At 71.2% G+C, this 23,651-nt stretch carries 20 protein-coding genes; 7 read left to right on the forward strand and 13 right to left on the reverse strand.

Going from position 1 to position 23,651, the window contains the following annotated elements; all coding sequences use genetic code 11:
- Positions 1-106: 106 nt before the first annotated feature.
- Positions 107-460, reverse strand: a complete 354-nt coding sequence (locus IG54_RS0113890; protein WP_030782326.1) for a hypothetical protein — start codon at positions 458-460, stop codon at positions 107-109.
- A 342-nt stretch (positions 461-802) separates the two neighbouring features.
- Here IG54_RS0113890 and IG54_RS0113895 point away from each other — a divergent pair, with 342 nt between their 5' ends.
- Both IG54_RS0113895 and IG54_RS0113900 read left to right on the forward strand, forming a co-directional pair.
- Positions 803-1,888 carry an NlpC/P60 family protein gene (locus tag IG54_RS0113895; RefSeq protein ID WP_030782330.1) on the forward strand — a complete coding sequence of 362 codons (1,086 nt, stop codon included), beginning with the start codon at positions 803-805 and terminating at the stop codon, positions 1,886-1,888.
- Positions 1,889-1,921: 33 nt separating this feature from the next.
- Complete coding sequence (locus IG54_RS0113900) at positions 1,922-2,572, forward strand: hypothetical protein (protein ID WP_030782333.1); 651 nt, start codon at positions 1,922-1,924, stop codon at positions 2,570-2,572.
- A gap of 14 nt (positions 2,573-2,586) precedes the next feature.
- On the opposite strand, the gene IG54_RS0113905 is transcribed toward IG54_RS0113900, so the two are convergent.
- Both IG54_RS0113905 and IG54_RS0113910 read right to left on the reverse strand, forming a co-directional pair.
- Positions 2,587-3,315, reverse strand: a complete 729-nt coding sequence (locus IG54_RS0113905) for a LuxR C-terminal-related transcriptional regulator (protein ID WP_030782338.1) — start codon at positions 3,313-3,315, stop codon at positions 2,587-2,589.
- Positions 3,312-4,601 (reverse strand): ATP-binding protein, encoded by a 1,290-nt coding sequence (locus IG54_RS0113910; protein ID WP_030782341.1) that lies wholly within the window; start codon positions 4,599-4,601, stop codon positions 3,312-3,314. Before IG54_RS0113910 ends, IG54_RS0113905 begins: the two co-directional genes overlap by 4 nt.
- Before the next feature lie 183 nt (positions 4,602-4,784).
- Here IG54_RS0113910 and IG54_RS0113915 point away from each other — a divergent pair, with 183 nt between their 5' ends.
- Both IG54_RS0113915 and IG54_RS0113920 read left to right on the forward strand, forming a co-directional pair.
- Positions 4,785-6,152 carry a PspC domain-containing protein gene (locus tag IG54_RS0113915; RefSeq protein WP_030782343.1) on the forward strand — a complete coding sequence of 456 codons (1,368 nt, stop codon included), beginning with the start codon at positions 4,785-4,787 and terminating at the stop codon, positions 6,150-6,152.
- A complete protein-coding gene (locus IG54_RS0113920; protein ID WP_030782345.1) occupies positions 6,139-6,375 on the forward strand; it encodes a hypothetical protein in 237 nt (78 codons plus the stop codon). Before IG54_RS0113915 ends, IG54_RS0113920 begins: the two co-directional genes overlap by 14 nt.
- A 174-nt stretch (positions 6,376-6,549) precedes the next feature.
- On the opposite strand, the gene IG54_RS0113925 is transcribed toward IG54_RS0113920, so the two are convergent.
- The 3 genes from IG54_RS0113925 to IG54_RS0113940 form a co-directional block, all read right to left on the reverse strand.
- Positions 6,550-7,089, reverse strand: coding sequence for a DoxX family protein (locus IG54_RS0113925; RefSeq protein WP_030782349.1), 540 nt, complete (start codon positions 7,087-7,089; stop codon positions 6,550-6,552).
- Between the two features lie 587 nt (positions 7,090-7,676).
- Positions 7,677-8,942, reverse strand: coding sequence for a hypothetical protein (locus IG54_RS0113935; protein WP_030782356.1), 1,266 nt, complete (start codon positions 8,940-8,942; stop codon positions 7,677-7,679).
- 169 nt (positions 8,943-9,111) lie between these two features.
- On the reverse strand, positions 9,112-9,897 hold the full coding sequence (locus IG54_RS0113940; RefSeq protein WP_030782360.1) for a class II aldolase/adducin family protein: 786 nt from the start codon (positions 9,895-9,897) through the stop codon (positions 9,112-9,114).
- 160 nt (positions 9,898-10,057) lie between these two features.
- Here IG54_RS0113940 and IG54_RS0113945 point away from each other — a divergent pair, with 160 nt between their 5' ends.
- Positions 10,058-10,537 (forward strand): pyridoxamine 5'-phosphate oxidase family protein, encoded by a 480-nt coding sequence (locus IG54_RS0113945; protein WP_030782363.1) that lies wholly within the window; start codon positions 10,058-10,060, stop codon positions 10,535-10,537.
- Between the two features lie 164 nt (positions 10,538-10,701).
- Here IG54_RS0113945 and guaA read toward each other — a convergent pair whose 3' ends face one another.
- A complete protein-coding gene (guaA, locus tag IG54_RS0113950) occupies positions 10,702-12,288 on the reverse strand; it encodes a glutamine-hydrolyzing GMP synthase (RefSeq protein WP_030782367.1) in 1,587 nt (528 codons plus the stop codon).
- A 413-nt stretch (positions 12,289-12,701) separates the two neighbouring features.
- Here guaA and IG54_RS0113955 point away from each other — a divergent pair, with 413 nt between their 5' ends.
- A complete protein-coding gene (locus tag IG54_RS0113955) occupies positions 12,702-13,046 on the forward strand; it encodes a chorismate mutase (RefSeq protein ID WP_030782370.1) in 345 nt (114 codons plus the stop codon).
- Positions 13,047-13,783: 737 nt separating this feature from the next.
- Here IG54_RS0113955 and IG54_RS0113960 read toward each other — a convergent pair.
- Both IG54_RS0113960 and IG54_RS0113965 read right to left on the reverse strand, forming a co-directional pair.
- Positions 13,784-14,584, reverse strand: coding sequence for a hypothetical protein (locus IG54_RS0113960; RefSeq protein ID WP_158708871.1), 801 nt, complete (start codon positions 14,582-14,584; stop codon positions 13,784-13,786).
- A gap of 160 nt (positions 14,585-14,744) precedes the next feature.
- Positions 14,745-15,110, reverse strand: coding sequence for a hypothetical protein (locus tag IG54_RS0113965; RefSeq protein WP_199809537.1), 366 nt, complete (start codon positions 15,108-15,110; stop codon positions 14,745-14,747).
- A 267-nt stretch (positions 15,111-15,377) separates the two neighbouring features.
- Here IG54_RS0113965 and IG54_RS0113970 point away from each other — a divergent pair, with 267 nt between their 5' ends.
- Positions 15,378-16,358 (forward strand): LPXTG cell wall anchor domain-containing protein, encoded by a 981-nt coding sequence (locus IG54_RS0113970; RefSeq protein ID WP_078594071.1) that lies wholly within the window; start codon positions 15,378-15,380, stop codon positions 16,356-16,358.
- Positions 16,359-16,515: 157 nt separating this feature from the next.
- On the opposite strand, the gene IG54_RS0113975 is transcribed toward IG54_RS0113970, so the two are convergent.
- The 4 genes from IG54_RS0113975 to IG54_RS0113990 all read right to left on the reverse strand — a co-directional run bounded on the left by IG54_RS0113975 (position 16,516) and on the right by IG54_RS0113990 (position 23,647).
- Positions 16,516-18,339, reverse strand: a complete 1,824-nt coding sequence (locus IG54_RS0113975; protein WP_030782382.1) for a GMC oxidoreductase — start codon at positions 18,337-18,339, stop codon at positions 16,516-16,518.
- Between the two features lie 77 nt (positions 18,340-18,416).
- A complete protein-coding gene (locus IG54_RS0113980) occupies positions 18,417-20,033 on the reverse strand; it encodes a succinic semialdehyde dehydrogenase (RefSeq protein WP_030782386.1) in 1,617 nt (538 codons plus the stop codon).
- A gap of 165 nt (positions 20,034-20,198) precedes the next feature.
- The gene (locus IG54_RS0113985) at positions 20,199-21,869 is read right to left on the reverse strand and encodes a serine/threonine-protein kinase (RefSeq protein WP_030782389.1); all 1,671 of its coding nucleotides are present in this window, start codon (positions 21,867-21,869) and stop codon (positions 20,199-20,201) included.
- 155 nt (positions 21,870-22,024) lie between these two features.
- The gene (locus tag IG54_RS0113990; RefSeq protein WP_051819506.1) at positions 22,025-23,647 is read right to left on the reverse strand and encodes a serine/threonine-protein kinase; all 1,623 of its coding nucleotides are present in this window, start codon (positions 23,645-23,647) and stop codon (positions 22,025-22,027) included.
- Positions 23,648-23,651: the final 4 nt, after the last annotated feature.

Consider the following 23,651-nt stretch of genomic DNA (forward strand, 5'->3'; position numbering starts at 1 on the left):
GCATCCGCTGACGGCCCTCTATGCGAAACGGCCCTCTACGCGCGCGTGGCCCGCACTCTCCCGGGAGAGTGCGGGCCGCGCGCGCGTAGAGGGCCGTCAGCGGGGATCAGGTCCACAGAACGGCGATGAAGATGTTCGCCGTGGTCAGCAGCCCCACCGCGCCGAAGACACCCTTGTCGACCTTCTCCTCGTCCCGCTTCACGTAGACCAGCGCGAGGATCACGATCAGCACGGCCATCTTGATGCCGATCTTGAGGTTGTTGACGGCGTTGTCGTCCGCCTGGTTGAGGCCCACCAGGACCACTCCGGTGACGAGCATGGTCAGCGCGCCGTGGAGCATCGCGGGGCTGAAGCGGGCGCTGCCCTGGCCCATCTGCTTCATCTGGGTGAGGAAGCCGCCCAGGAGCGAGGCGATGCCGATGATGTGCAGGCCGACGAAGAGATGGATGAGTACGTCCATGAGGCCGGAGCCTAACCGGGCCCCCTGCCGCTTGCCGCAGGCGGCCCCTTACCACCCGCTGACGGACAGGCGGGCCGCAATCGACACATTGGTCATAGTTACGCGTGAACAGGGCTTCGATCGATGGTCGGCACGGACAGACACAGTCACCTTTCCGCCCACTCCCGCCCATTACGCGCAATCCGTCACCACGCCGTGACGGCCAGGTTTAGCGTCCTCCCCCAGGTGACCGGCTCCCCACCGCCGCCCTCCCGGGGCGGCAGTCGGCCACCACCGCCGAGAAACCCGGCGGCGGCCCGCTCCCCCTGTGTGGGTCGCCGCCGGCCAGCGAAGGAGCCCCTCGTGGCAGCGCACCGCAAGCCCAGACAGCGCTCGCTCAGCGGCCACACGGCCCGCACCGCCGCCATCCTCGCCCTCGCGGGAGCCGCCTCGGCGACCGCCCTCCAAGGCTCTGGGCACGCGGACCCACGGCTCAGCCCCGCCGCGGTGAAGGCGAAGGTCGACGCGCTCTACCGCGAGGCGGAGGTCGCCACCGAGAAGTACAACGGTGCGAAGGAGAAGGCCGACAAGACCGAGAATTCGCTCGGTGAGCTGCGCGACGAGGCGGCCCGCAAGCAGGAGGAACTCAACTCCGCCCGCGCCGCCCTGGGTTCCTACGCGGCCGCCCAGTACCGCGCGGGCGGCATCGACCCGTCCGTCCAGCTCGCGCTCTCCTCGGACCCCGAGCAGTTCCTGGACCGCGCCTCGCTGGCCGACCGGGCGGGCAGCCGCCAGTCCGCGGCCATCGGCGGCGTACGCAGAAAGCTCCAGGAGGTCGACCAGCTGCGCGCCGAGGCCGATGACCGCCTGTCGACCCTCCGCTCGCGCCAGGCGGAACTGAGGAAGCACAAGAAGACCGTCACCACCAAGCTCGGCGAGGCCAAGCGACTGCTGGCCCGGCTCACCGAGAAGCAGCGCGCGCAGTTCGCGGGCGACGAAGGCTTCGCGGGCGACGAAGGCAGGGCCACCCGCTCGGACGCCCGCACCGCAGCCCCCGGTGCCCGCGCCCCCGAGCCGGGCAGCGCGGCGAAGGCTCCCAACGCCCGTGCCGCCGCGGCCGTTTCCTACGCGTACCGAGCGATCGGCAGCCCCTACGTGTGGGGCGCGACGGGCCCGAGCGCCTTCGACTGCTCGGGACTGACGCAGGCCGCCTACCGCTCGGCGGGCGTCTCACTGCCCCGCACCACGTACGCCCAGATCGCCGCGGGCGAGCGCGTGCCACGCTCGGCACTGCGCCCCGGTGACCTGGTGTTCTTCTACTCGGGCATCAGTCACGTCGGCATCTACGTCGGGAACGGCCAGATGATCCACGCCCCGAACCCGAGCGCTCCCGTACGGCTCGCGCCGATCGACCGGATGCCGTTCGCGGGCGCCACACGGGTGGCGTGAACCTGCCCTCGCGGCCCACGTAATGTCGGGTCCATGCCCAGTCGTACGCTGCCGCCGCCTCCCCCTCCCGTACATCTGCGCACCTGGCCGGACCGGCAGACGATGCTCAGGGACCGCGGCCTGGCCCTCCACGATCTGCGCGGGCGGCACCTGGGCGTGCACCGGCTGCTCCTGCTGTGGCTGTGCGGGTTCGGCGCCGTCATCGGCTGGGCCCTGCTCGTGCAGCCGCTCAAGCTCATCGAGGAGGAGGACGCCACGGGGATCATCCTCGGCCCGGTCCTCGCCGTCCTCGGACTCGCGGCGCTCGGCCCGGCGGTGGTCGGCATCGTCCTCGGCATCCGCCGCGACCGGCGCATACGGGAACTCTCCGAAGCCTGGCTCGCGCTGGACCGCCATCCCGCGTCCGACGCCCGCCTGCGCTCCCCCGGCCTCAGCCTCCTGTGGCTCCTGTCCTCCCTCGCCCTGTGCACGCTCGGCCTGTGGGCGTCCTTCGCGGCGGCCGCGTACGCCGAACCGGGCCACGAGACCTACGCCGACGTCGCCCTCGGCATGGGCACGGGCCTGATCCTGTGGCTCACGGGCCTCGTGGGCTGCACGAAGGCCGCAGGCCACTACCGCTGGGCGCTCCGGAAGCTGGGCCCGGCCCCGACGCCCACCGGCCCCCGCCACCAAGGAGCGCTCTGACTATCTGAGAAAGCTCAGACCAGCCGTCGCGCCGTCGCCCACCGCGTCAGCTCATGGCGGTTGGAGAGCTGAAGCTTCCTCAGAACCGCCGAGACGTGCGACTCGACCGTCTTCACGGAGATGTAGAGCTGCTTGGCGATCTCCTTGTACGCGTATCCGCGCGCGATGAGCCGCAGCACCTCCCTCTCCCGCTGCGTGAGACGGTCCAGGTCCTCGTCGACCGGCGGCGCGTCCGTCGAGGCGAAGGCGTCCAGGACGAAGCCCGCCAGCCGCGGCGAGAACACCGCGTCGCCTTCCTGCACACGGAAGATGGAGTCCACCAGGTCGGTGCCGGTGATGGTCTTGGTGACATAGCCGCGGGCGCCGCCGCGGATGACACCGATGACGTCCTCGGCGGCGTCGGAGACCGAGAGCGCGAGGAAGCGCACCGGATTCTCCGCGTCGGCCATCAACGGCGAGCAACGGCGCAGCACTTCCACGCCCCCGCCACCGGGAAGGTGCACGTCCAGGAGCACGACCTCGGGGCGCGCGGTTGTGATCACCGTGACCGCCTGGTCGACGTCGGCGGCCTCGCCGACCACCTCGACGCCCGTGATGTCGGTCCGGCCGATCTCCGCCTGCACTCCGGTACGGAACATCCGGTGGTCGTCGACCAGCACGACTCGCACGCGACGCCCGCCCGCACCGCCCTCGTCCGACCCCGTCGGCTCCGCGGGTTCACTCGCCTCGGTCGCGTCGCTCATGTCGTCGCCGTCCTCTCCATTACCAGCTCGACTTCCGTGCCGCCGCCCGGCACCGCGCGCAGTCGCGCCGTGCCGCCGTTGCGCTGCATGCGGCCGATGATCGATTCTCGTACGCCCATGCGGTCGTCGGGAACGGAATCCAGGTCGAAGCCGGGGCCCCGGTCCCGGACGGACACGAACACCTTCTCTTCCTCGACTTCGGCGAAGACCTGCACCGCACCGCCTTCGCCACCGTACTTGGCGGCGTTCACCATGGCTTCCCGCGCGGCCTGCATCTGCGCGGTCAGCCGGTCGTCGAGCGGGCAGTCGCCGACCACGACGACCTCGATCGGGACGCCGTGCTTGTCCTCGATCTCCGCCGCGCTGTGGCGTACCGCCTCGGCGAGGGTGTCGGGCTCCTCGTCCTCGTCCTTGCCGGTGCCTTCGGGTTTGTAGAGCCAGACGCGCAGGTCGCGCTCCTGGGCGCGGGCGAGGCGGCGCACCTCGCTCGCGCTCTCCGCGTTGCGCTGGATCAGGGTCAGGGTGTGCAGCACGGAGTCGTGCACATGGGCGGCGACCTCGGCTCTCTCCTGGGCGCGGATGCGCATCAGCCGCTCCTCGGAGAGGTCCTGTGTCATGCGGACGAGGTAGGGACCGGCGAGCAGCGCGATACCGACGAGCACGGCCAGCGCGGCCTGCAACACGGCGCCGAGATGCGCGGCGGAGCCCTGGAGCACGAATATGCCGGAGACCCCGGCGCCGACCAGGAGCACCCCGGCCGCCGACCGGGCGAGCGTCAGCGTGCGCCGACGGCGGCCGACGGCCATCCAGCGGGCCCTGCGGGCATTGTCGGCCTGGCGCCAGACGAGAGCGACGCCGGCGGCGACGAGCAGTGTCGGCACGACGTACGCCTTGGTCGAGCCGTCCAGGTCCACATTGCCTACGAAGACCATGGAGACGACGACCATCGCGAGGAGCGCGACGATCTGGCCCTTGTCCGGCTTGCGGGCCACGAGTCTTCGGCGGCCGTCCGGTGACGTATCGGTCGTGACGGCCGCGGGTGGCCGCTCGGCGTCGACGCCGCCGATACCGAGCGGGACGAAGAACCAGAACGCCCCGTATAGCAGAGCACCAAGGCCGTCCGCCGTGAACAGGCCGACGAAGATGAGCCTGACCCAGATCACGGGCAGTCCGAGATGCCCGGCGAGGCCGCGCGCGACTCCACCGAGCCAGCGCCCGTCACCGCTGCGGTAGAGCTTGCGCAGCGGTCTGACGGCGTCGAGGGGAGGTGCGGCGGCTTCCGGCATGTCTCGATATTCACACGCGGGCGCGGACGCGGACATCAGGGTCGACCCCCGAGACTTCCCTGATCTGGGACCCTGCCCCGGCCCTGTCAGGGACGGTGCCGGAAGCGTCTCAGGGGCGATCTCAGGGTCGGACCAGGGTTTTCCCGACTGCCGCGGCGGGCCACGGGCCGTCACCATGGACACATGACAGATCAGCAGCCCGCCGAGACGGAGACCGAGGCCGCCATCCGCGACGCCCTGTCCGGCGCGCACGGCGAGCCGGACGACCCGGCGTACGGCCATGAGCCGGGCCTGCTCGCGCAGGAGCGGAAGTTCCACCGCGATCGCCGGCACAAAAGGCTCGGCGGGGTGTGCGCGGGGCTCGGGCGGTACTGCGACATGGACCCGGTGATCTTCCGCGTCGGCGTCGCGATCCTCGCTATCACCAGCGGACTCGGCCTGGTGATCTACGGCTTCGCCTGGCTCTTCGTGCCGTACGAGGGCGAGGAGGAGAACGAGGCACGCAAAGTCCTCTCGGGCCGGGTCGACGGCCAGGCCCTGACGGCCGTGCTCTTCGCGCTCGTCGGCTGCGGCGTCTTCCTCACCCTGTTGAACAACGGCGGAGCACTCACCTTCGCCGCGGTCCTCACCCTCCTCCTCGCGGGCGCGGGGTACTGGTCGCAGCAGCGCGCCGCCCTCGATCCCGACCCGGTCTCCGCGCAGGCCGCGGCGGACGCCCCGCCCGAGGCGAAGGCGCCGCCCGTCGCCGGGGGCCCGTCCTGGTGGCGTGACCCCATAGTCAAGGACGGCACGTACGACGGGATCTCCGGCTATTTCTGGGGACCAGAAGGCCTCGACATCGCCTACCAGCCGACGGGCCACCACCAGGGCGTGCACCGCGCCAAGGCGGCGGCGCCCGCCCCACCGCCCCCGCCTCGCGGGCCGCGCTGGATCGGCGGTTGGGTGTTCCTCCTCGCGCTGCTCGCCGGCGGCCTCGGCACCGGCTTGACCTGGGAGGACCAGCCGCTCGGCACGACGTTGCAGACGGGCCTGGCGTGCGCCCTCGCGGTGTTCGGTCTCGGGATCGCGCTCAGCGCCTTCCTGGGACGCACCGGGGCGGGTTCGATCGTGCTCGCGGTGCTTACCGCAGGCCTCCTCGCGACCACGGCGGCCCTGCCGAAGAACATCACCACGCACTACGCCCGCACCGACTGGATACCGGCGTCGGCGGCGGACGTCCGCCCGCAGTACGAGGTGGGTCTCGGCACAGGCAAACTCGACCTGAGCAAGATCGACATTGGCAAGGGCCGGACACTGGAGACCAGCGCCGAGACCGGCATGGGCGATCTCAAGGTAATCGTGCCGAAGGACGCCACCGTGCGGCTGAACGCGGAAGTGGGCATCGGCGACATCGTGTTGCCGGGCGACGAGAGCAAAGACCTGGACATCGCTCCGGACCGGGAGAAGAAGGTGACGCTGAAGCCGCCCTCGGGCAGCAAGGACGGCGGCACGATCGATCTGCGGCTCGAAGTGGGCGTCGGACTAGCGAAGGTGACCCGTGCTGCGTCATGAACTCCACCCCGGCAAGCTGGTGGCAGGCCTCTCCCTGCTGACGGTCGCCGTCGTGTACGCGGGTGATGCGGGCGGCGCCTGGGAAGCGCCGTGGTTCGTCGCACTCCCGCTCGTGATGGCGGGCCTGCTCCTGGCAGGCGTCACGGCGGCGATCCACGGAATACGCCCGCGCGGTGCGACCCGCCCGGACGGCAGCTCGGGCCGCGGAGCACCGCGGGGTTGAGGCTCTGCGCGGGGTTGGGGCTCTGCTGACCGAGCCGCTCCCTCGCGGGGGGCTGGGCCGGGCCGGGGCCCGCGTGGAGCGGGGCCGGTCGGATCGGCGGGGCGTGCTAGAGCTTGCCGGGGCTACTAGAGCCTGCTGGGGCCTACTGACCTGCTGAGGCCTGCCCGGGGTCGGCTACGGCTTGCTAGGTCCGGTGAAACCGTGGGGCTCTCCGCGGCGGGCGGCGAGCATGGCATCGGCGGAGAAGACCGATGCCCCGGCGAGCACCAGCGGCAGCCATGCCATCAGATACGCGAGGTCGTTGCCGTAGTAGTAGGGGTCGGTGGACCAGCTGACGGTCAGCCAGAGGCTGAGCGAGATCAACGCGCCGCCCAGTGCGGCGACCCGGGCGAAGAGGCCGATCAGGGTGCCGATGCCGACGAGGAGTTCACCGATGGCGATGGCGTAGCCGAAGCCCACGGGGTTCTTGAGGGAGAGGTCGACCAGGGCGGGGACCGCGGAGATGTCGCGGATCTGCTCCATCATCTGGCCGATCGAGCCCACTCCGTCCGCGCGCATGAAGGAGCTGTCCGTGAGCTTGTCGAGACCGGCGTAGAGGAAAGTGACGCCGAGGAAGATCCGCAGGGGGAGCAGGGCGTAGCGGGTGGCGGTCTCCCGCCACCCGTCGCGCCGGGGGTAACTGGTGTGCCGGTCCGTCCGCATGCCGTGAGCCATGGCCTTTCCGCCTCTCCCATCGACCCCGTCTTCTGACCTTACGTACGAGAAGAGGCCGCTGCTCACCCGACGTGCGGCGCAATTCCACAACACCGGCCGGAAGACCCCGAGTCGGTGATCGGAAACCCAGGGGGGGAGGCTTTAATGCGTCAGCCAAAGTGGTGCACGCGATGGCGGGGCTGGGTCAGGCGGTGGCCTTTGCGGGATGGCCGGTGGCGGGGCTGGGTCAGCCACCGGCCGATGCGGGACGACCGGTGGCCAATGCCGGACAGCCGGTCGCTGAGCTGGATCAGCCAGTGGCCGGGCGGAGACAGCCAGCAGCCGGGCAGGGACAGCCAGCGGCCGATGCGGGACGACCGGTGGCCAGCGCGGGACAGCCGGTCGCTGAGCCGGACCAGCCAGTGGCCAGCCTCGATCAGTCGGTGGCTTATGCGGGACAGCCGGTCGCTGAGCTGGATCAACCAGCGGCCGGGCTGGCTCAGCCAGCGGCCGGACAGGGTCAGCCACCGGCCGACGCTGGGTGGCCAGCGGCCGATGCGGGACAGCCGATGGCCGATGCCGGACGGCCGATGGTCGAGCCCCTTGGTTCAGTCCGTGACGTCGATCGCCACGCGGTTCGTTTCCAGGCCCGCGGCGGTGACCACCTGGACGTCGACGCGGCCCGGCTCGACGTCGACGGGGACGGGCACGGTCAGTGTCACGTCGGCCGGATTGCTGAAGCCACCGGGTACGGGCACGAGGGGGACGTGGACGTGGACGGCACCGATGCGGACGACCATGCGGGCGAGGCGGTCCGCGTCACCCGCCCCGGGCGGGACGAAACCCGCGCCGCGGATCTCGATGTCGTCGCCTGTGCGGATCGGTGCGTCGAGATCACCGGCCTCCCGCGCGCGGACGACGGAGAGGATCACGGGGCGGCCGCCTTCTGAGTACTTCCCCGCCAGGTATGTCGCGGCCGACACCAGCACCAGTACCGCCAGCCCCCATGGCAGATCGGGCAGTTGCTCGGGCCGCCGCGCGAGGCGTACGGCGCTGAACACGACGGCGGCGGCGCTGATCAGGACGTACTGCGCGTCGGTGAAGCTGCCGCGGCCCGCGTCGTCGGTGAGCGGGTCGGCGGCCCGGGGCCGGTCCGCGGGCACCTTCTGTAGCCGCTGGCCCAGCACACGCAGACCGACGACCCGGCGTACGAGGACGGCGACCCCGCACACCACGGCGAGGACGGTCACCATCCCGGCGGCACGGCCTAGTTCGAGCCCGGCGATCAGCTCGTCCCGTCGGCCGTTCCCTGAGGCCACGGCCAGCTGGCCGATGAGGACGAGGACCGCGAAGACCACGAGGAGCACCCAGGAGGCGGCCACGGCACGCGAGGTGGAGAGCCGGTTGTCCTCGCCGACCACGGGTGCGAGGACGCCGCCGCGCTCCCGGTGGACGTATGCCACACCGGTCAGCAGTGCGCCCACCGTCAGCCCGGCGAGGAGCCCGGCCGTGCGCGCCGCGGTCCAGCCGGTGCCGATCGCGGTGAGCGCCTGGGCCAGGAGGAGTACGAGGAAGGAGCCCCAGACGACGCCGAGCGTGCGCGTCCACAACCGCCGCAGCCAGGCCTCCCCCTCGGCCCTGCCGCGCTCGGCGACGGCCCGCGCGGACTGCGTCAGCTCGTCCGACACCCACTGCCGCGACGCGCCCGCCGAGTGCGCGACGGCCGCAGGCAGGCCCTGCCCGGCCGCCAGTTCGTCGCGCTTGGTGAGGAACGCGGCCACGGCACGCCGGTGCCCCTCGCGCGCGCCGTGCGGGCAGCCGCCGCACGTGCAGCCGCCCCCGTGCGCGCCCTGTCTCGCCTCCTGCACCGCCAACGCGTACGCCGCCTTCCCCACCCTCGGAGCCCCTGAGGGGCGTTGTGAACTTCCTTGCAGAGAAAGGGAATTGTGCCGCACTGAGGGGCGAATGAATCCCGTGGGTCAGGTCAGCGGGGGTGAATGGGCCAGCTGCGCGTTGACGGACGGGTGGCGGGTGGCCGGGGTCTCAGGTCAGCAGGTCCGGTTCGCTGCGGCTGATGTCCTGCCACAGGGGCTGGTAGTTGATCCACGCGACCAGGTCGCCGCCGAGCTGCTCCCGCGTCTGTACCGCCTGTTTATGGCCGATCAGCACCGGGCGGCCCGCGGCCCGGGCGCTCAGCTGGACCTGGCAGGAGCGTTCCATGGAGAGGAACCACCAGGCCGCGGCGTCGACGGAGTCGCCGACGGTGAGCAGGCCGTGGTTGCGCAGGATCAACGCTTTGTGGCCGCCGAGCGCGGAGGCGATCCTGCGCCCCTCCTCGGCGTTCACGACGACGCCCGTGTAGTCGTCGTACAGCGCGTGACTCTCGTAGAAGGCGCAGGCCTCCTGGGTGATCGGGGCGAGGAGGTCGCCCAGCGTGGAGAGCGCGCGGCCGTGCAGGGAGTGGCAGTGCGCGACGGCTACGACGTCGGGCCGCGCGAGATGGGCCTGGGCGTGCACGGTGAAGGCGGCCTGGTTGACGTGATAGCGCCCTTCGACCACCTGGCCGTCGGCGTTGGCGAGGACGAGGTCGCTTACGGTGACGTGCTTGAAGGGCATTCCGAACGGGTTCACCCAGAAGCAGTCCGTGTGTTCCGGGTCCCGGGCGGTGATGTGCCCGGAGACGCCCTCCTCGTATCCGAGCCGTCCGAAGATCCGCAGGGCCCCGGCGAGCCGCTCCTTGCGATACCGCCGTTCGTCCTCCGGCGAGTGGTGCACGGGCGGCATCGCGAACCGCAACCGCTCGACGGGTATCGGCGTGGGCGCCTGCATAGGACCTCCATCCTCGGCTGTACGGGGCGGAAGTTACCGGCGGTCCGCGCAGGAGGACAGGGGCGCCAGGTGAGAAGACAGGGGCGTCAGGTGAAGGGAGTGCGCGAAGGAGTCTCGATACCGGACAAGAGGTGTCGGGTATTGATGTCAGACTTGGCGTATGACGTCGAACTGGGCGGCCTTCGTTGCCGCGGAACCTGCTCTCGCCCGCACCGTCGAGGACCGATTCGGCGCCTTCACCCACCATGCCCTCGCCACGCTCCGCAAGGACGGCTCGCCGCGGACCACGGGGATCGAAGTGCGCTTCCTCAACGGGGAGTTGTGGCTCAGCATGATGCCGGGCTCCCTCAAGGCGCTCGACCTGCGCCGCGACTCGCGCTTCGCGCTCCAGGCGAATCCCGGGTCCGGTACGGAGATGGGGGGCGGCGATGTCCGCGTCGCGGGCCGCGCGGTCGAGGTGCGAGACCCGCGGGAGATAGCGCGCTATGCGGAGGTGGTCAATCCGCCGGACCCGGACGCGTTCCACCTCTTCCGTGCCGAGCTGACGGAGGTGGTGCGCACGTACATCGAGGACGAGAAGTACCTGGCGGTGCAGCTCTGGAAGCCGGGTGCACCGCTGCGTACGACTCGGCGGACGTGAGGCGCAGGACGCGAAGCGGCAGACACCGGCTATGCCTGCGGACACCGTCGGCGACGCAAGCGGCCGGACGTGAGCGGCCGGGTGTGAGAAACGCCGGTGCCGCCACTTCCGTTCGGGAAGTGGCGGCACCGGCGTTCAGAGAACCTCGGGGAGGACCGTGGTGGTCACTCCCACTCGATGGTGCCCGGCGGCTTCGACGTCACGTCGAGGACCACGCGGTTGACCTCGGCGACCTCGTTCGTAATGCGGGTCGAGATCTTCGCGAGGACGTCGTACGGCATGCGGGTCCAGTCGGCCGTCATGGCGTCCTCGGACGAGACGGGGCGCAGCACGATCGGGTGGCCGTAGGTGCGGCCGTCGCCCTGGACGCCGACGCTGCGGACGTCGGCGAGCAGCACGACCGGGCACTGCCAGATGTCCCGGTCGAGACCGGCGGCCGTCAGCTCCTCGCGGGCGATGGCGTCGGCTTCGCGCAGCAGGTCGAGGCGTTCCTTGGTGACCTCGCCGACGATGCGGATGCCGAGGCCGGGGCCGGGGAAGGGCTGGCGCTGGACGATCTCGTCCGGCAGGCCCAGCTCGGCGCCGACCATGCGGACCTCGTCCTTGAACAGCTTGCGCAGCGGCTCGATGAGCTTGAACTCGAGGTCCTCGGGGAGGCCGCCCACGTTGTGGTGGGACTTGATGTTCGCGGTGCCGGTGCCGCCGCCGGACTCGACCACGTCGGGGTAGAGCGTGCCCTGGACCAGGAACTCGACCGGCTGGTCGCCGGGGGCCTCGGCGACGATCTCCGCCTGGGCCTGCTCGAAGACGCGGATGAACTCGCGGCCGATGATCTTCCGCTTCTCCTCGGGGTCGGAGACCCCGGCGAGCGCGGCCAGGAACCGCTCCTGGGCGTCGACGACCTTGAGCTGTACGCCGGTCGCGGCGACGAAGTCCTTCTCGACCTGCTCGGTCTCGTCCTTGCGCATCAGGCCGTGGTCGACATATACGCAGGTCAGCTGCGAGCCGATGGCCTTCTGGACGAGCGCCGCGGCGACGGCGGAGTCCACGCCGCCGGACAGGCCGCAGATGGCGCGCTTGGTGCCGACCTGCTCGCGGATCGCGGCGACCTGCTCGTCGATGACGTTGCCGGTCGTCCAGTCGGGCTTGAGGCCCGCGCCGCGGTAGAGGAAGTGCTCCAGGACCTGCTGGCCGTGCGTGGAGTGCATCACCTCGGGGTGGTACTGCACGGCGTACAGCTTCTTCTCGTCGTCCTCGAAGGCGGCGACCGGTACGACGTCCGTGGACGCGGTGACGGTGAAGCCCTCGGGCGCCGCGCTGCACGCGTCGCCGTGCGACATCCACACGGACTGCTCGGTCGGGGTGCCCTCGAAGAGGGTGGAGCTGGGCTTGGAGACGGTCAGGGGTGTCCGTCCGTACTCACGCGCGCCGTTGTCGTCGACGGTGCCGCCGAGCGTGGTCGCCATCAGCTGGAAGCCGTAGCACATGCCGAAGACGGGGACGCCGGCCTCGAACAGGCTGCGGTCGACGGTGGGCGCGTGCTCCGCGTACACCGACGAGGGGCCGCCGGAGAGGATGATCGCCGCCGGCTCCTTGGCGAGCATCTCGGAGACGGGCATCGTGCTCGGCACGATCTCGCTGTAGACCCGGGCCTCACGGACGCGACGGGCGATGAGCTGGGCGTACTGCGCTCCGAAGTCGACGACCAGAACGGTGTCGGGAGCGGCGGCAGCGTGGGGCGCTGATGGCACGGCGGCGGCCTTCCGGCGTTGAGCGTTGAGCGAGAGGCTCAGTGCGTGTGCAGGGGGTCTGTTTTGTCGATTCTACCGGGCGCGGCGGTGCCTCCCTCGTCGCATCCGACGGAAGTCCGCGGCAGAGAGCGCGCCCGCGGACAGGCGTCTCAGCATGCGAGCGGCCCGCCGTATCCGATTGACCCGGCACGCGCGCGGGAGGGCATACTGGCCCCGTGAACAAGCACCTCGGCTTCCTCTTTACCTATGGCACCCGGCCCGCCGGCTGCCATGGTCGAGCTGCTTGATCCACTGACAAGCGACTTCCCAGGCGCCCCGGGCCGACAAGGCCCGGGGCGTTCTGTCTTTTCCGGGCCTCATCGCTCCGGGGCACCTCGCCCGCGAGAACCCCAGGAATCACAAGGAGCCCCCACATGACCGCCACCGTCACCCCCGTAGCCACCGCCACCTCCGCCACCTCCGCCGCCTCCCTCGCCTCCGCGACCGCTGAGAAGACCGGCGCCCGCACGCCCGAGGCCGTCGGCGTGATCGAGAACGCCCGTGAGCGGATCGACGCGCTCGACGACCGCATCATCGGGCTCGTCCAGGAACGGATGGCCGTCTCGGCCGTGATCCAGGAGGCCCGCATCACCTCGGGCGGGCGCCGCGTCAGCCTCTCCCGCGAGATGGAGATCCTCGGCCACTACAGGGACGCGCTCGGCAAGCCCGGCACGACGCTCGCGATGACGCTCCTGGAGCTGTGCCGGGGCCGCGTCTGACCTCCGCCGCGCCCAGGTAGGGCCGCCCGGGCGCCTGCGGATCTGAGTTCGGGTCGCTTCTCACCCGTACGGCGCGTGACCGGGCCCGGGCGGGCTTCGTTGGTCCCGATGTCCGTCTCAGCCAGGGGCGGGCCCGCAAGAACCACGCGTGGCTCCGCTGGAGCGATGAGGCGTACGGCTCGCGTCGTACGCCGTGGGACCTCGCTCCAGCGATGTGACCGGACGGCAGGGGACAGCAGCCCGGTCACCCAAGAGAACGGTCGGCTCCGGGGACGCCCGGGGTCGGCCGGCCTCCGTCCCGACTCCCCTGCGCCACCCCCGTAACCCCCGTAACCCCCGTAACCCCCTGCCATCCCACCCCTTTGCCTATAGATGTGGTCGAAACGGTTGCGCCCCCGACAACCCATCGAGCACGATGCCTAGGAGGGCGGGCAGCCTAGGAGGGCGGACAGTTCCCGGGCCCCCGTCCGCCATGGCACTGCCAATGGTCGATACCACGCGAGCGCCCCAAGTGCGCCGGGTCGGCCACCGGCGCACTGAACCACCGGCACGCACCGCGTCGCTGGCACGCACCGCACCACCAGCCCGCCCCGCATCACCGCCCCGCCGAAGGACCAGCGGCGCACTCCCCCAGCGCCGCCCCGCGGCACCGACGCTGCCCTGACGTCGGTGCTGACGGCCAAGGGCCCCGCGGATCCGTCCCGCGGGGCCCTTCGCTCAGCACCGAACCAGGCGGGCTACAGCTTCGCGAGCTTGTCGACCTGCGCCTCGACGATCTTGGTCGGCACGCCGAACTCCTTCGGCTTGAGCAGGTTGATCGAGTAGAAGGCGGCGAGCGTCGAACCACTGCGTACGACGGTGAAGCTCATCGGCGTCTTCTGGCCCTCGATGAGACCCACGACCTTGTACGACACGGCCTCGTCGCCCGACTTCGGGGCGGGCAGGGCGGCGACCTCGCGGTACTTGGAGCCGGCGTGCTCGTACGCGTCGCAGTTCTTGGTGGCCGTACGAAGGCCGTCCATGACCTTCTCCGCGTCGCCCTTCTCGTGGGCGAGCAGCGCGAGCGTGATGACCGTGGCGTCCAGCTCGTCGGGGCCGGTCATGGTCCGACCGACGCGGGCCTTGGACGCCGGGTCGGTGGCGAGCATGAACATGTTCGCGAGCGGCTGGCACGTGGCCGGTTCGGAAGGCACGGTCTGGGCGGGCATGTCCGCGGCGGACAGCTTCTCCAGCTTGTAGCCCTTGAGGTCGCCCTCGGCGAGCACCGCCTTCTCCAGGTCGGCGGTGGTCAGCGCGCCCGACTTCTCGCCGGCCGGCTTCGCATCCCCCTCGCCCTTCTCGCCCTTCTCGCCCTTCTCGCCCTTCTCGCCCTTCTCGCCCTTCTCGCCCTTCTCGCCCTTCTCGCCCCCGGAACCCTGCGCGGACTTGGCCGGTTCCGACGGCTTCTTGCCGTCGTCGTCGCTGCCACACGCTGCGGTCAGGCCCAGCGCGACCGTGACGGACGCGGCCACGACGGCCCGAGACACAGATGACTTCACGTTTCCTACCTTCACTCGCACGGCGTGGGCGACGGCCCGCGCCGAGGCGAAATGAAAGCTGCAAACACGCCATCTTTGCCAGCGATTCACGTAATGATCGGAAACCGCCGGAAAGGTTGTACGCGGCGTATGTGAGGTTGCACCACGCCCGCCCGGGACTTCACCAGCCCCAGATCCAGAACCGGAACGGGCTGAGTACCGCGATCGCCAGGGCCATGCAGCCGATCACGATCACCACGCTCCACACCCGGCGGCGGCGCTCGGACCGTGCGTCACGGCGCGGGCCCACGGGCGCCGAGCGCCAGTCGTCGGGCCGCCATCGCACGGACTCGGCATCGCGCCTGGCGCGCCTGCGGCGCAACCGCCCGGCCCGTTGCACCTGCTGGCGCGCGGCCTCCTCGTCCAGGCGCCGCAGCCTTTCGGCCACCATGCGGGCCCGCGCGGACGGCTCCTTCGGCGCGGACGAGCGGATGTCCCGCTCGCTGTCCTTCTCGAACTTCTCCCACACCTCGTCGGGTATGGCCAACGCTGTTCCCTCCCCGTATCTCTCCATCACCCCCTCGGGCGGGGGCAGTTCTACGGCACCCCGTCCCGGCGGCACAAGCGATGTGACTCACGCCATATAGGGGTTCTGCGAATGCGAAGACAACCATTCCCAGGGGTCGCAGGTCATGCATGCAGCAACAACGACCACATCCGCGCTGCCGTCCGGCGGCGCGCCGGACTTCTTGAGGACTTCATGAAGCTTCGCCGTGCCATGGCAGCAGCGGCCGTTACGGCTGTCCTAGCCCCGATGGCGCTCCTGTCCGCCCCCGGCGCGTTCGCCGTCGAGGGCACCGAGCCCGCCAAGCCCGCCCCGGCGTCCGGCCCGACTCCGGGCCCGAAGCTCGACCCGGCGAAGAAGCCCACCCTGCCGAAGCCCCCGGCCGACAAGCCGACGAAGGCCGAGGAGCCCAAGAATCCGGATGATCCGGGGAATCCGGAGGACCCGGGGAATCCGGAGGACCCGGAAGAGCCCGGCGAGCCGGGCGCTGAGCCCACCGAGCACGGCTCGGACGACGAGCAGGAGCCGCAGCCCGTCCACTGCCCGGTCAACGGCAAGGGCGTCGACCCAGACTCCGAGCTGGAGATCGATCTCGCCGGGCTGCCCAGCAAGATCGTCGCGGGCAGCGGCTGGCACCGGTTCGAGCTGACCGCCACCAACCCCACCGGGGAGGCGTTCGGCGAGGTCAACTGGCTTGTGACCGTGGACAACGACGTGGACAGCGAGGACGAGCGGGACTATGTGAGCACCCACTCCGATCTCCAGTTCATCGACCCCGAGACCAAGGCCTGGAAGTCGGTCGACGAGTTCCCCGCCCACGGTGTCGTCGAGCTGGGCGCCGAGGAGACGGTCGACATCCAGCTGCGGCTCAAGGTCGGCGCCGGGGCCCCGGTCGGCAAGGCCTACGCGACAGGCGTCGGCCATTACGTCGACTCCGAGCTGGACTGCACGCACAACTCGGCCGACGAGGAACCGCTGAAGATCCTCAGGCCCCGCAGCGAGAACAAGCACCCGGGCACGCCGAAGCCGACCAATAAGGCGACCAAGAAGCCGTCCGTCGTCACGCAGCCGCAGGGCGGCGCCGACGACCTCCCCGTGACCGGCAGCCTCGCCGACACCGGGTCCAGCTCGGCGCTGCCGGCCATCGGCCTCATCGGCGGCGCCGCCGTGGTCGTCGGCGCGGGCGCGGTGTTCGTCGTACGCCGCCGCAAGGGCGACACCGCCGGATAGCAGCGGCCGCCGCACGACAGCGGCACCCAAGCACGCGGAAGGACCTGCGCTCGGAGGGGGGCGCAGGTCCTTACGTGTATGTCCCTACGTGTATGTCCTTACGTGTATGTCCTTACGTGTGTGCGACCGCACGACGGTGCACGCAGCGGACGTACGCCTACTTCTTGGGCGGCACCGTCGGCATCCCGAGGAACGGCAGCCTCAGCGCGCCGAAGGCGTCCGCCGGGACCGCCGGGGTCTTCGGTTCCACGGCCGCGAGCCGCACATACCGCTCGCCCTGCGCCGGACGCGGGTCCTCGCCGCCCTTGTTGGGCCAGAACGACATCGCCCGCTCGGCCTGCGCGGTGATCGTCAGGGACGGGTTCACGCCGAGGTTCGCGGAGACCGCGGCGCCGTCGACGACCGAGATCCCCGGGTGGCCGTAGAGCCGGTGGTAAGGGTCGATGACACCGGTGTCGGCCGAGTCGCCGATGGGGCAGCCGCCCAGGAAGTGGGCGGTCAGCGGGGTGCCCATCAGCTCGCCGATGTTCGAACCCGCGAAGCCGTTGATCTCCTTCGACAGGAGTGTCGCCGCGCGCGTGGCCTCCGGGATCTGCCCGGGGTTGGGCGCGCCGTGGCCCTGCCGGGCGGTGAGCAGGCCCTTACCGAGCCCCTTCTCCTTGCGGTACGTGGTCAGGGAGTTGTCGAGCGACTGCATGACCAGGCCGATGATGGTCCGCTCCGACCAGCGCCGGTTGGAGAGCGAGCGGACCAGCAACGAGGGGTGGCGGGCGACGTTGCCGAGCCAGCCGGCGACCCGCGCCTTGCCGCCCTTCGCGCTGTACGGGACCTGGAGCACGGTCAGGCTGCCCATGGCGTTGGACTTCTTGCCGTAGCGAACGGGTTCGATGTGCGTGTTCTCGTCCGGGTGGATCGACGAGGTGATCGCGACGCCCCGGGTGAAGTCCGCCTTCCGCGCGCCGTGCCGCTTGCGGTAGCGGCGGTCGGTGGTCTGGGCGCCCACCAGGGCCTCGGAGTTGGTGCGGGTCATCGTGCCGAGCCGCGAGGAGACGCGCGGGAGCAGGCCGCTGTCCTTCATGCGGTGCAGCAGCGTCTGCGTGCCGTACGTACCGGCGGCGACGACGACCTTGCGGGCCGTGAAGACGCGGCCCCTGCCCTTGCGCTTGTCGTCCGTGGGCAGCGTCGCCACGGCGTAGCCGCCCCGCGAGTCCTCCGTGAGGGAGACGACCGACGTCATCGGGTGGATGACCGCCCCGCCCTTCTCCGCCAGGTAGAGGTAGTTCTCGTTGAGGGTGTTCTTCGCGCCGTGCCGGCACCCGGTCATGCACTCGCCGCACTCGGTACAGGCACGCCGCGAGGGCCCCGCGCCGCCGAAGTAGGGGTCGGGGACCTCCGCGCCGGGCCGCGCCGTCGACGTACCGTCCGCGTCGTCCTCGTCGCCGAAGAAGACGCCGACGGGCGCCATGTGGAACGTGTCCCCGACGCCCATCTCCTCGGCGGTGGCCTTCAGATGGACGTCCGATGGCGTGGTCGTCGGGTTGAGCCGTACGCCGAGCATGCGCTTGGCCTGCTCGTAGTAGGGGCGCAGCTCGTCCTGCCAGTCGGTGATGTTCTTCCACTGCGGGTCGTTGAAGAACGGGGCGGGCGGTACGTAGAGGGTGTTGGCGTAGTTCAAGGAGCCGCCGCCGACGCCGGCGCCCGCGAGGACCATCACGTGGCCGAGCAGGTGGATGCGCTGGATGCCGAACAGGCCGAGGGCCGGGGCCCAGAGGTAGTTCTTCAGGTCCCAGGAGTTCTTCGGCAGCGTCGCGCGCGTGAAGCGGCGGCCGGCTTCGAGGACGCCGACGCGGTAGCCCTTCTCCGTCAGGCGCAGGGCGGACACCGCGCCGCCGAAGCCGCTGCCTACGACGATGACGTCGTAGTCGTACGCGTCGCCGGGCACGTCGGTGCCCTGGTTTTGGGCAGAGCTCTCCTGTGACATCGACCTCTCCTCGTCAAATTGCCCGCGGGCCGTCCGTGGTTGCTCGCGCAGTTCCCCGCGCCCCTTACGGGGCGCTGCTAACGCAGTCGGAGCGCCTTCATGACCTTGAGGCTCGTGCTCATGAACGCCGCGTACTTCTCGTCGTCCAGACCGAAGGCCGGGGCGAGCGGCATGAGCCGCTGCTGGGCGACGGTCTGCGCCTCGGTGAACTTGAGGATGCCCTCGGAGCCGTGCCGGCGGCCGAGGCCCGATTCCTTCATGCCGCCCATCGGGGACTGCACGCTGCCGTAGGCGGGCGCGTACCCCTCGTTGATGTTCACCGTGCCGGTGCGCAGCCGGGCGGCGATCGCGCGGCCGCGGCTGCCGTCCTTCGTCCAGACCGAGGAGTTCAGGCCGTACGGCGTGGAGTTGGCGAGTTCGATCGCCTCGTTCTCGTCCGTGAAGCGGTAGAGGGAGACGACCGGGCCGAAGGTCTCCTCGGCGCAGACCGCCATCGGGGCCTCGACGTTGTCCAGGATCGTCGGCTCGTAGAAGTAGGGGCCGATGTCCGGGCGCGCGACGCCGCCCGCGACGAGCGTGGCGCCCTTGGCAACGGCCTCCTCGACGTGCCGGGTCACGGTCTCCAGCTGCCGCTCGCCGACGAGCGATCCCATGTCGGCGCCGTACGCGAGGGACGTGCCGAGCCGCATCGCCCTCGTCCGCTCGGCGAAGCGCTCCACGAACCGGTCGGCTATCGACTCATGGACGTACAACCGCTCGATCGATATGCACAGTTGCCCGGCGGAGGAGAAGCAGGCGCGCACCGCGCCCGCCGCGGCCTTGTCGATGTCGGCGTCGTGCAGGACCAGCATCGCGTTCTTGCCGCCCAGTTCGAGCGAGACGCCGACCAGGCGGGCCGCGGCGCCCTGGGCGACCTCGCGGCCCGTGCGCGTGGAGCCGGTGAAGGAGACGTAGTCGGCGTGCTTGACGATCTCCGGGCCGACGACCGGGCCGTCGCCGAGGACGACCTGGAAGACCTCGGACGGCAGGCCCGCCTCGATGATCAGGTCGCGGGCCCACAGGGCGGTGAGGCAGGTCTCCGTGTCGGGCTTCATCACGAGCGCGTTGCCCGCGACGAGGGCGGGCAGCGCGTCGCCGATGGAGAGTTCGAGGGGGTAGTTCCAGGGGGCTATCTGCCCGACGACTCCGCGGGGTTGGCGGTTCTCGGTGACCTTGGTGAGGGTCGGGACGACGCCGGTGTGCCGCTTGGGGCCCAGATAGGAGGGGGCCTTGCGGCCGTAGTGCCGGGCGGCGACCACCACGGCCTGGATCTCCTCGTGCGCGTGGAGGCGGGCCTTGCCGGTCTCCAGCTGGATCAGGTCGAGCACCTCGGCCTGCCGCTGGAGCACCAGGTCGTGGAAGCGGAGCAGCACGGCGGCGCGCTGCCGTACGGGCGTCCTGGCCCAGGCGATCTGAGCGATGCGGGCCCGCTGGAAGGCGGTCGCCACGTCCTCGGGGGTGGACTCGGGCAGGTCGGCCAGCCTCTCGCCGGTGAGCGGCGTGTGGTTGGCCGTGCGCCCCGAACCGATGACGTCACGGGTGAGCTGGGCTATCAGCTCGGGCGTGACCACGTCGGCGGCGGTACGCGCGCCTGCGGGGGCCGGGGCGGTCGGGTTCGTTCCGAGGGGCGCTGCGGTGGCCTGCGAGTCCGTCATGCTCGTGAGAGTAGGCCTACGTCAGGGTTTTGGGTACCCATCGGTAACGGGCTTCACCGGCCCCTCGCACGGCGCCAGTGATTGCTGGCGACAAAGGCGCTGATCAGGGCGTTGTCGCCAGCGAGGCGGGGCGTCAGCGAGGCGTGGCGGCTGTGGGGAGAATTCTCAGAGCCGGTCGAGTTCCAGGTCGGCGACGGCCCTCTCGGCGACCTCGCGGCCGCGGGCGGTGAAGTCGCCCTTGCCCGGGTAGCTCACGAGCAGCTTGTACATGTCGCCGCCCTTCGTCTTGTAGTAGAAGGCCTTCAGTTCGCGCGGGAGGGGGTTCTCGCTGTCCGTGGTGGAGTAGACGACGGTGTTCTCCGCGGCCTTCTCCCCCTTGAACTCGGTCTCCTTGGGGTCGCTCCTGGGAGCGGGGTCGGAGGCCATGCCCATGGTGTAGTTGCCGGACTCCTTGAAACCGGCGTCGTCGTCGTACATCTCGGCGGCCGCGGTCGCGGCGATCTCGCCGCTGGTGTTCGTGGACTTCTTCAGGAGGGAGAGGCTGATCCAGACGCTGCCGCTCGGGTCGGTGTACCGGACCCAGTCCTCCTTCTCGTTGGAGTTGTCGTCCTCGGCCTTCCGGTAGCCGGCGGGTGCGGCGACGGTCGCCGCCAGCTCCTTCACCTCGTGCTTCCGCCACCCCTCGGCGTCCTGCGAACCGGCGAACGGGTTCAGCGCCACCAGCACGCCCGCCGCCACCGCCACGACGACCACCCCGGCGATGACGGACAGGGCCTTGCGGCTCAGGAAGACCCCCTTGCCGTTCCGTCCGTCACCGCCGCCCGCGACCGTGACGACCTGCGTGGGCGCCGGCTGCGGCGGCCTCGCCGCCTCCTCCAGGAGGGCGCGGACCCGCGCGGCGTCGGGGCGGTGCGCGGGGTCCTTGGCCAGCAGGCCGTTGATCGCCTCGGCGAGCGGGCCGGAGGCGGAGGCGGGCGCGGCGGGCGTCGCGTTGAGGACGGACTGGAGCGTCGCCGGGGTGTTGTTGCGGCGGAACGGCGAGACGCCCTCCGTCGCCGCGTACAGGACGACACCCAGCGACCAGAGGTCGGAGGCCGGGCCGGGGCGCTGGCCCAGCACCCGCTCCGGGGCGATGAACTCGGGGGAGCCGACGAAGCCGCCGGTGTCGGTCAGACTGGTCTCGCCCTCGATCTGGGCGATGCCGAAGTCGGTGAGGACGACCCGGTCGTGCCGGCCGAGCATGACGTTGTCCGGCTTCACGTCACGGTGCAGGACGCCCGCGTGGTGCGCGGCGTCCAGGGCGTTCAGGACGTCGAGGCCGATGCGCGCGGCGTCGCGGGCGCCCAGCGTGCCCTCCTGGAGCGCGGCGCCGAGCGAGCGGCCCTGGACCAGCTCCATCACGATCCACGGCTGCCCGTCCTCGACCGCCACGTCGTGGACGTTCACGACGGCGGGGTGGTCGAGGCGGGCCGCGGCGCGTGCCTCGCGGCGCATCCGCTCGAAGGCGTTGGCGCGCTCACGCTCGGGCAGGTGGTCGGGAAGGCGCGGCTCCTTCACGGCGACCTCGCGGTCCACCGTCTCGTCCTTGGCACGCCACACCGTGCCCATCCCGCCGTGGCCGAGCTTGGCCAGCAGCCGGTAGCGGCCCGCGATCAGCCGGCCCGCGCCGGGGTCGGGCTCGGACGGCTGGTTCGGCACGGCCTGGGTGGGCACGGCAGGGGCGGGCTGGGCGTAGGGGTTGTCGGGCTGCCCGGGAGCGCCGGGTTCTCGCGGTGGCCGCAGACCGTAGCTGGTGGGCTCGTACGGGCCGTATGAGGTGCCCCCGTCATTACTCATGCCCCCATGACTACCGTGCCGGGCACCTCTGTTTCCAGCCAGGCCCCCCACTTGTGACCTGCGTGATGCACGCGACCGCACCGAGGCACGCCGCAGGGCTCCCCTTAGCAACGTACGAACATGCCGCGCGCTACCGGCGTACGACGTGACGCCCGCTACCGGCGTACGAACGTATCGACCGCCGTGTCGAAGTACTTCCGCGTCTGCTCCGCCTGCTCCGCCGGGCCCGAGACCCACACCTCGTACATCCTGCCGCCCTCCTCCCAGCACAGGTCGTACGTGTGCCGCTCGCCGCGGCTCTTGCTGGGACCGTCCCAGGTGAACTCCCACAGGGCGGCGGGCCTGCCGTTGCGTGTGGTCTCGGTGACCTCGCCGTTGCGGTAGCCGGGGTTGTTCCGCGGCCCCTCGGTGTCGGCGCGGCGCTGCGCGGCGAGCGGGCCGCCCGGCTCGGGGTCCGTCTCCTTGATGCCGATGCGGTAGGTGTCGCTCGGCGAGACGTAGAAGATCCGCGGCCCGTCCGTCTCCCGCGTATAGCCCTTCGGTACGGCGATCGTGAAGCCCTCGGGGTCCTTCGCCAGCCGGTAGCCCTCGGGGGGCTGGGGCGTGGAGGGCCCAGGCGTGGACGGCCGGGGCGTACGCGTGCCCTGAGTGACCGTCACCGTGGGGGTCGCCCTGCTGACGGTGGTGGAGGGCGAGGCCGAGTTCGGTGGCGTATCGCCGCCCCCGTCCCTGCCCAGCAGGAGCGCGGTCGCCGAGACCCCGGCCCCGGCCACGGCCGCCACCAGCGCCGCGGCGATCAGCATGACCCGGCTCTGGCGGCTGCGCGGCCCGTCGGACTCGGCTCGGCCCGGCGGCAGTTCGCGGCGCACGCCGATGAAACCGCCGTGCGAGGCCGGGCCGCCGTTTCCGGGCCGCTCGGGCATGCGCCCCGTCTCGACGTACGCCCGCAGCAGCCGTTCCGCCTCCGCCGCGTCCAGGCGCCGGCGCGGGTCGCGTTCCAGGAGGCCGAGGACGGCGGGGAGGAGCGGCGCCGCGCTGTCCGGTGGGCGTATCTCCTCGTAGACGACCGCGTGCAGGACGCCGCCGATGGAGTCCCTGCGGAAGGGCGACTCACCGGCGAGCGCGGTGACGAGCAGCGCGCCGAGCGACCACAGGTCGGACTCGGGGCCGGTCTGCTCGCCCGCGATGCGCTCGGGCGCGGTGTACTCGGGGGAGCCCACGAACGACCCCACTTCCGTGAGCGTCGTCGCCCCGGTGACCTGCGCGATCCCGAAGTCGGTGAGGACGACACGGCCGGTGGCCCGCTCCAGGAGCACATTGGCGGGCTTGAGGTCGCGGTGCAGGATGCCCGCCTCGTGGGCGGTGCTCAGCGCGCCGAGGAGGTCGATGCCCATGCGGGCGACGGTGTCCGCGTCGATCGGCCCGTGCCGCGCGATGCGCGCCGCCAGCGAACCGCCGTCGATCAACTCCATGACGATGAAAGGCTGTTCGTCCTCCACGACCACGTCGTGCACGACGACGATGTGCGGATGCCGCAGCTGCGCGACAGCACGCGCCTCGCGCAGGGACCGCTCATGCTGCTGTGTGGCCTCGGTGTCGGAGAGCGTCTCGTCCCGCTCCAGTTCCTTGACGGCGACCTGCCGCCCGAGGAGCAGGTCGGCGGCCCGCCACACGACCCCCATGCCGCCCCGGCCGAGCCGCGCCTCCAAGCGGTAGCGGCCCGCGATCACACGGTCGCTGTCGCTGCTCCCACCTGCGCGGTCTCCCAGGCTCCCCATGCGG

This window comes from Streptomyces sp. NRRL S-920, assembly GCF_000717945.1.
Lineage (GTDB): Bacteria > Actinomycetota > Actinomycetes > Streptomycetales > Streptomycetaceae > Streptomyces > Streptomyces alboniger.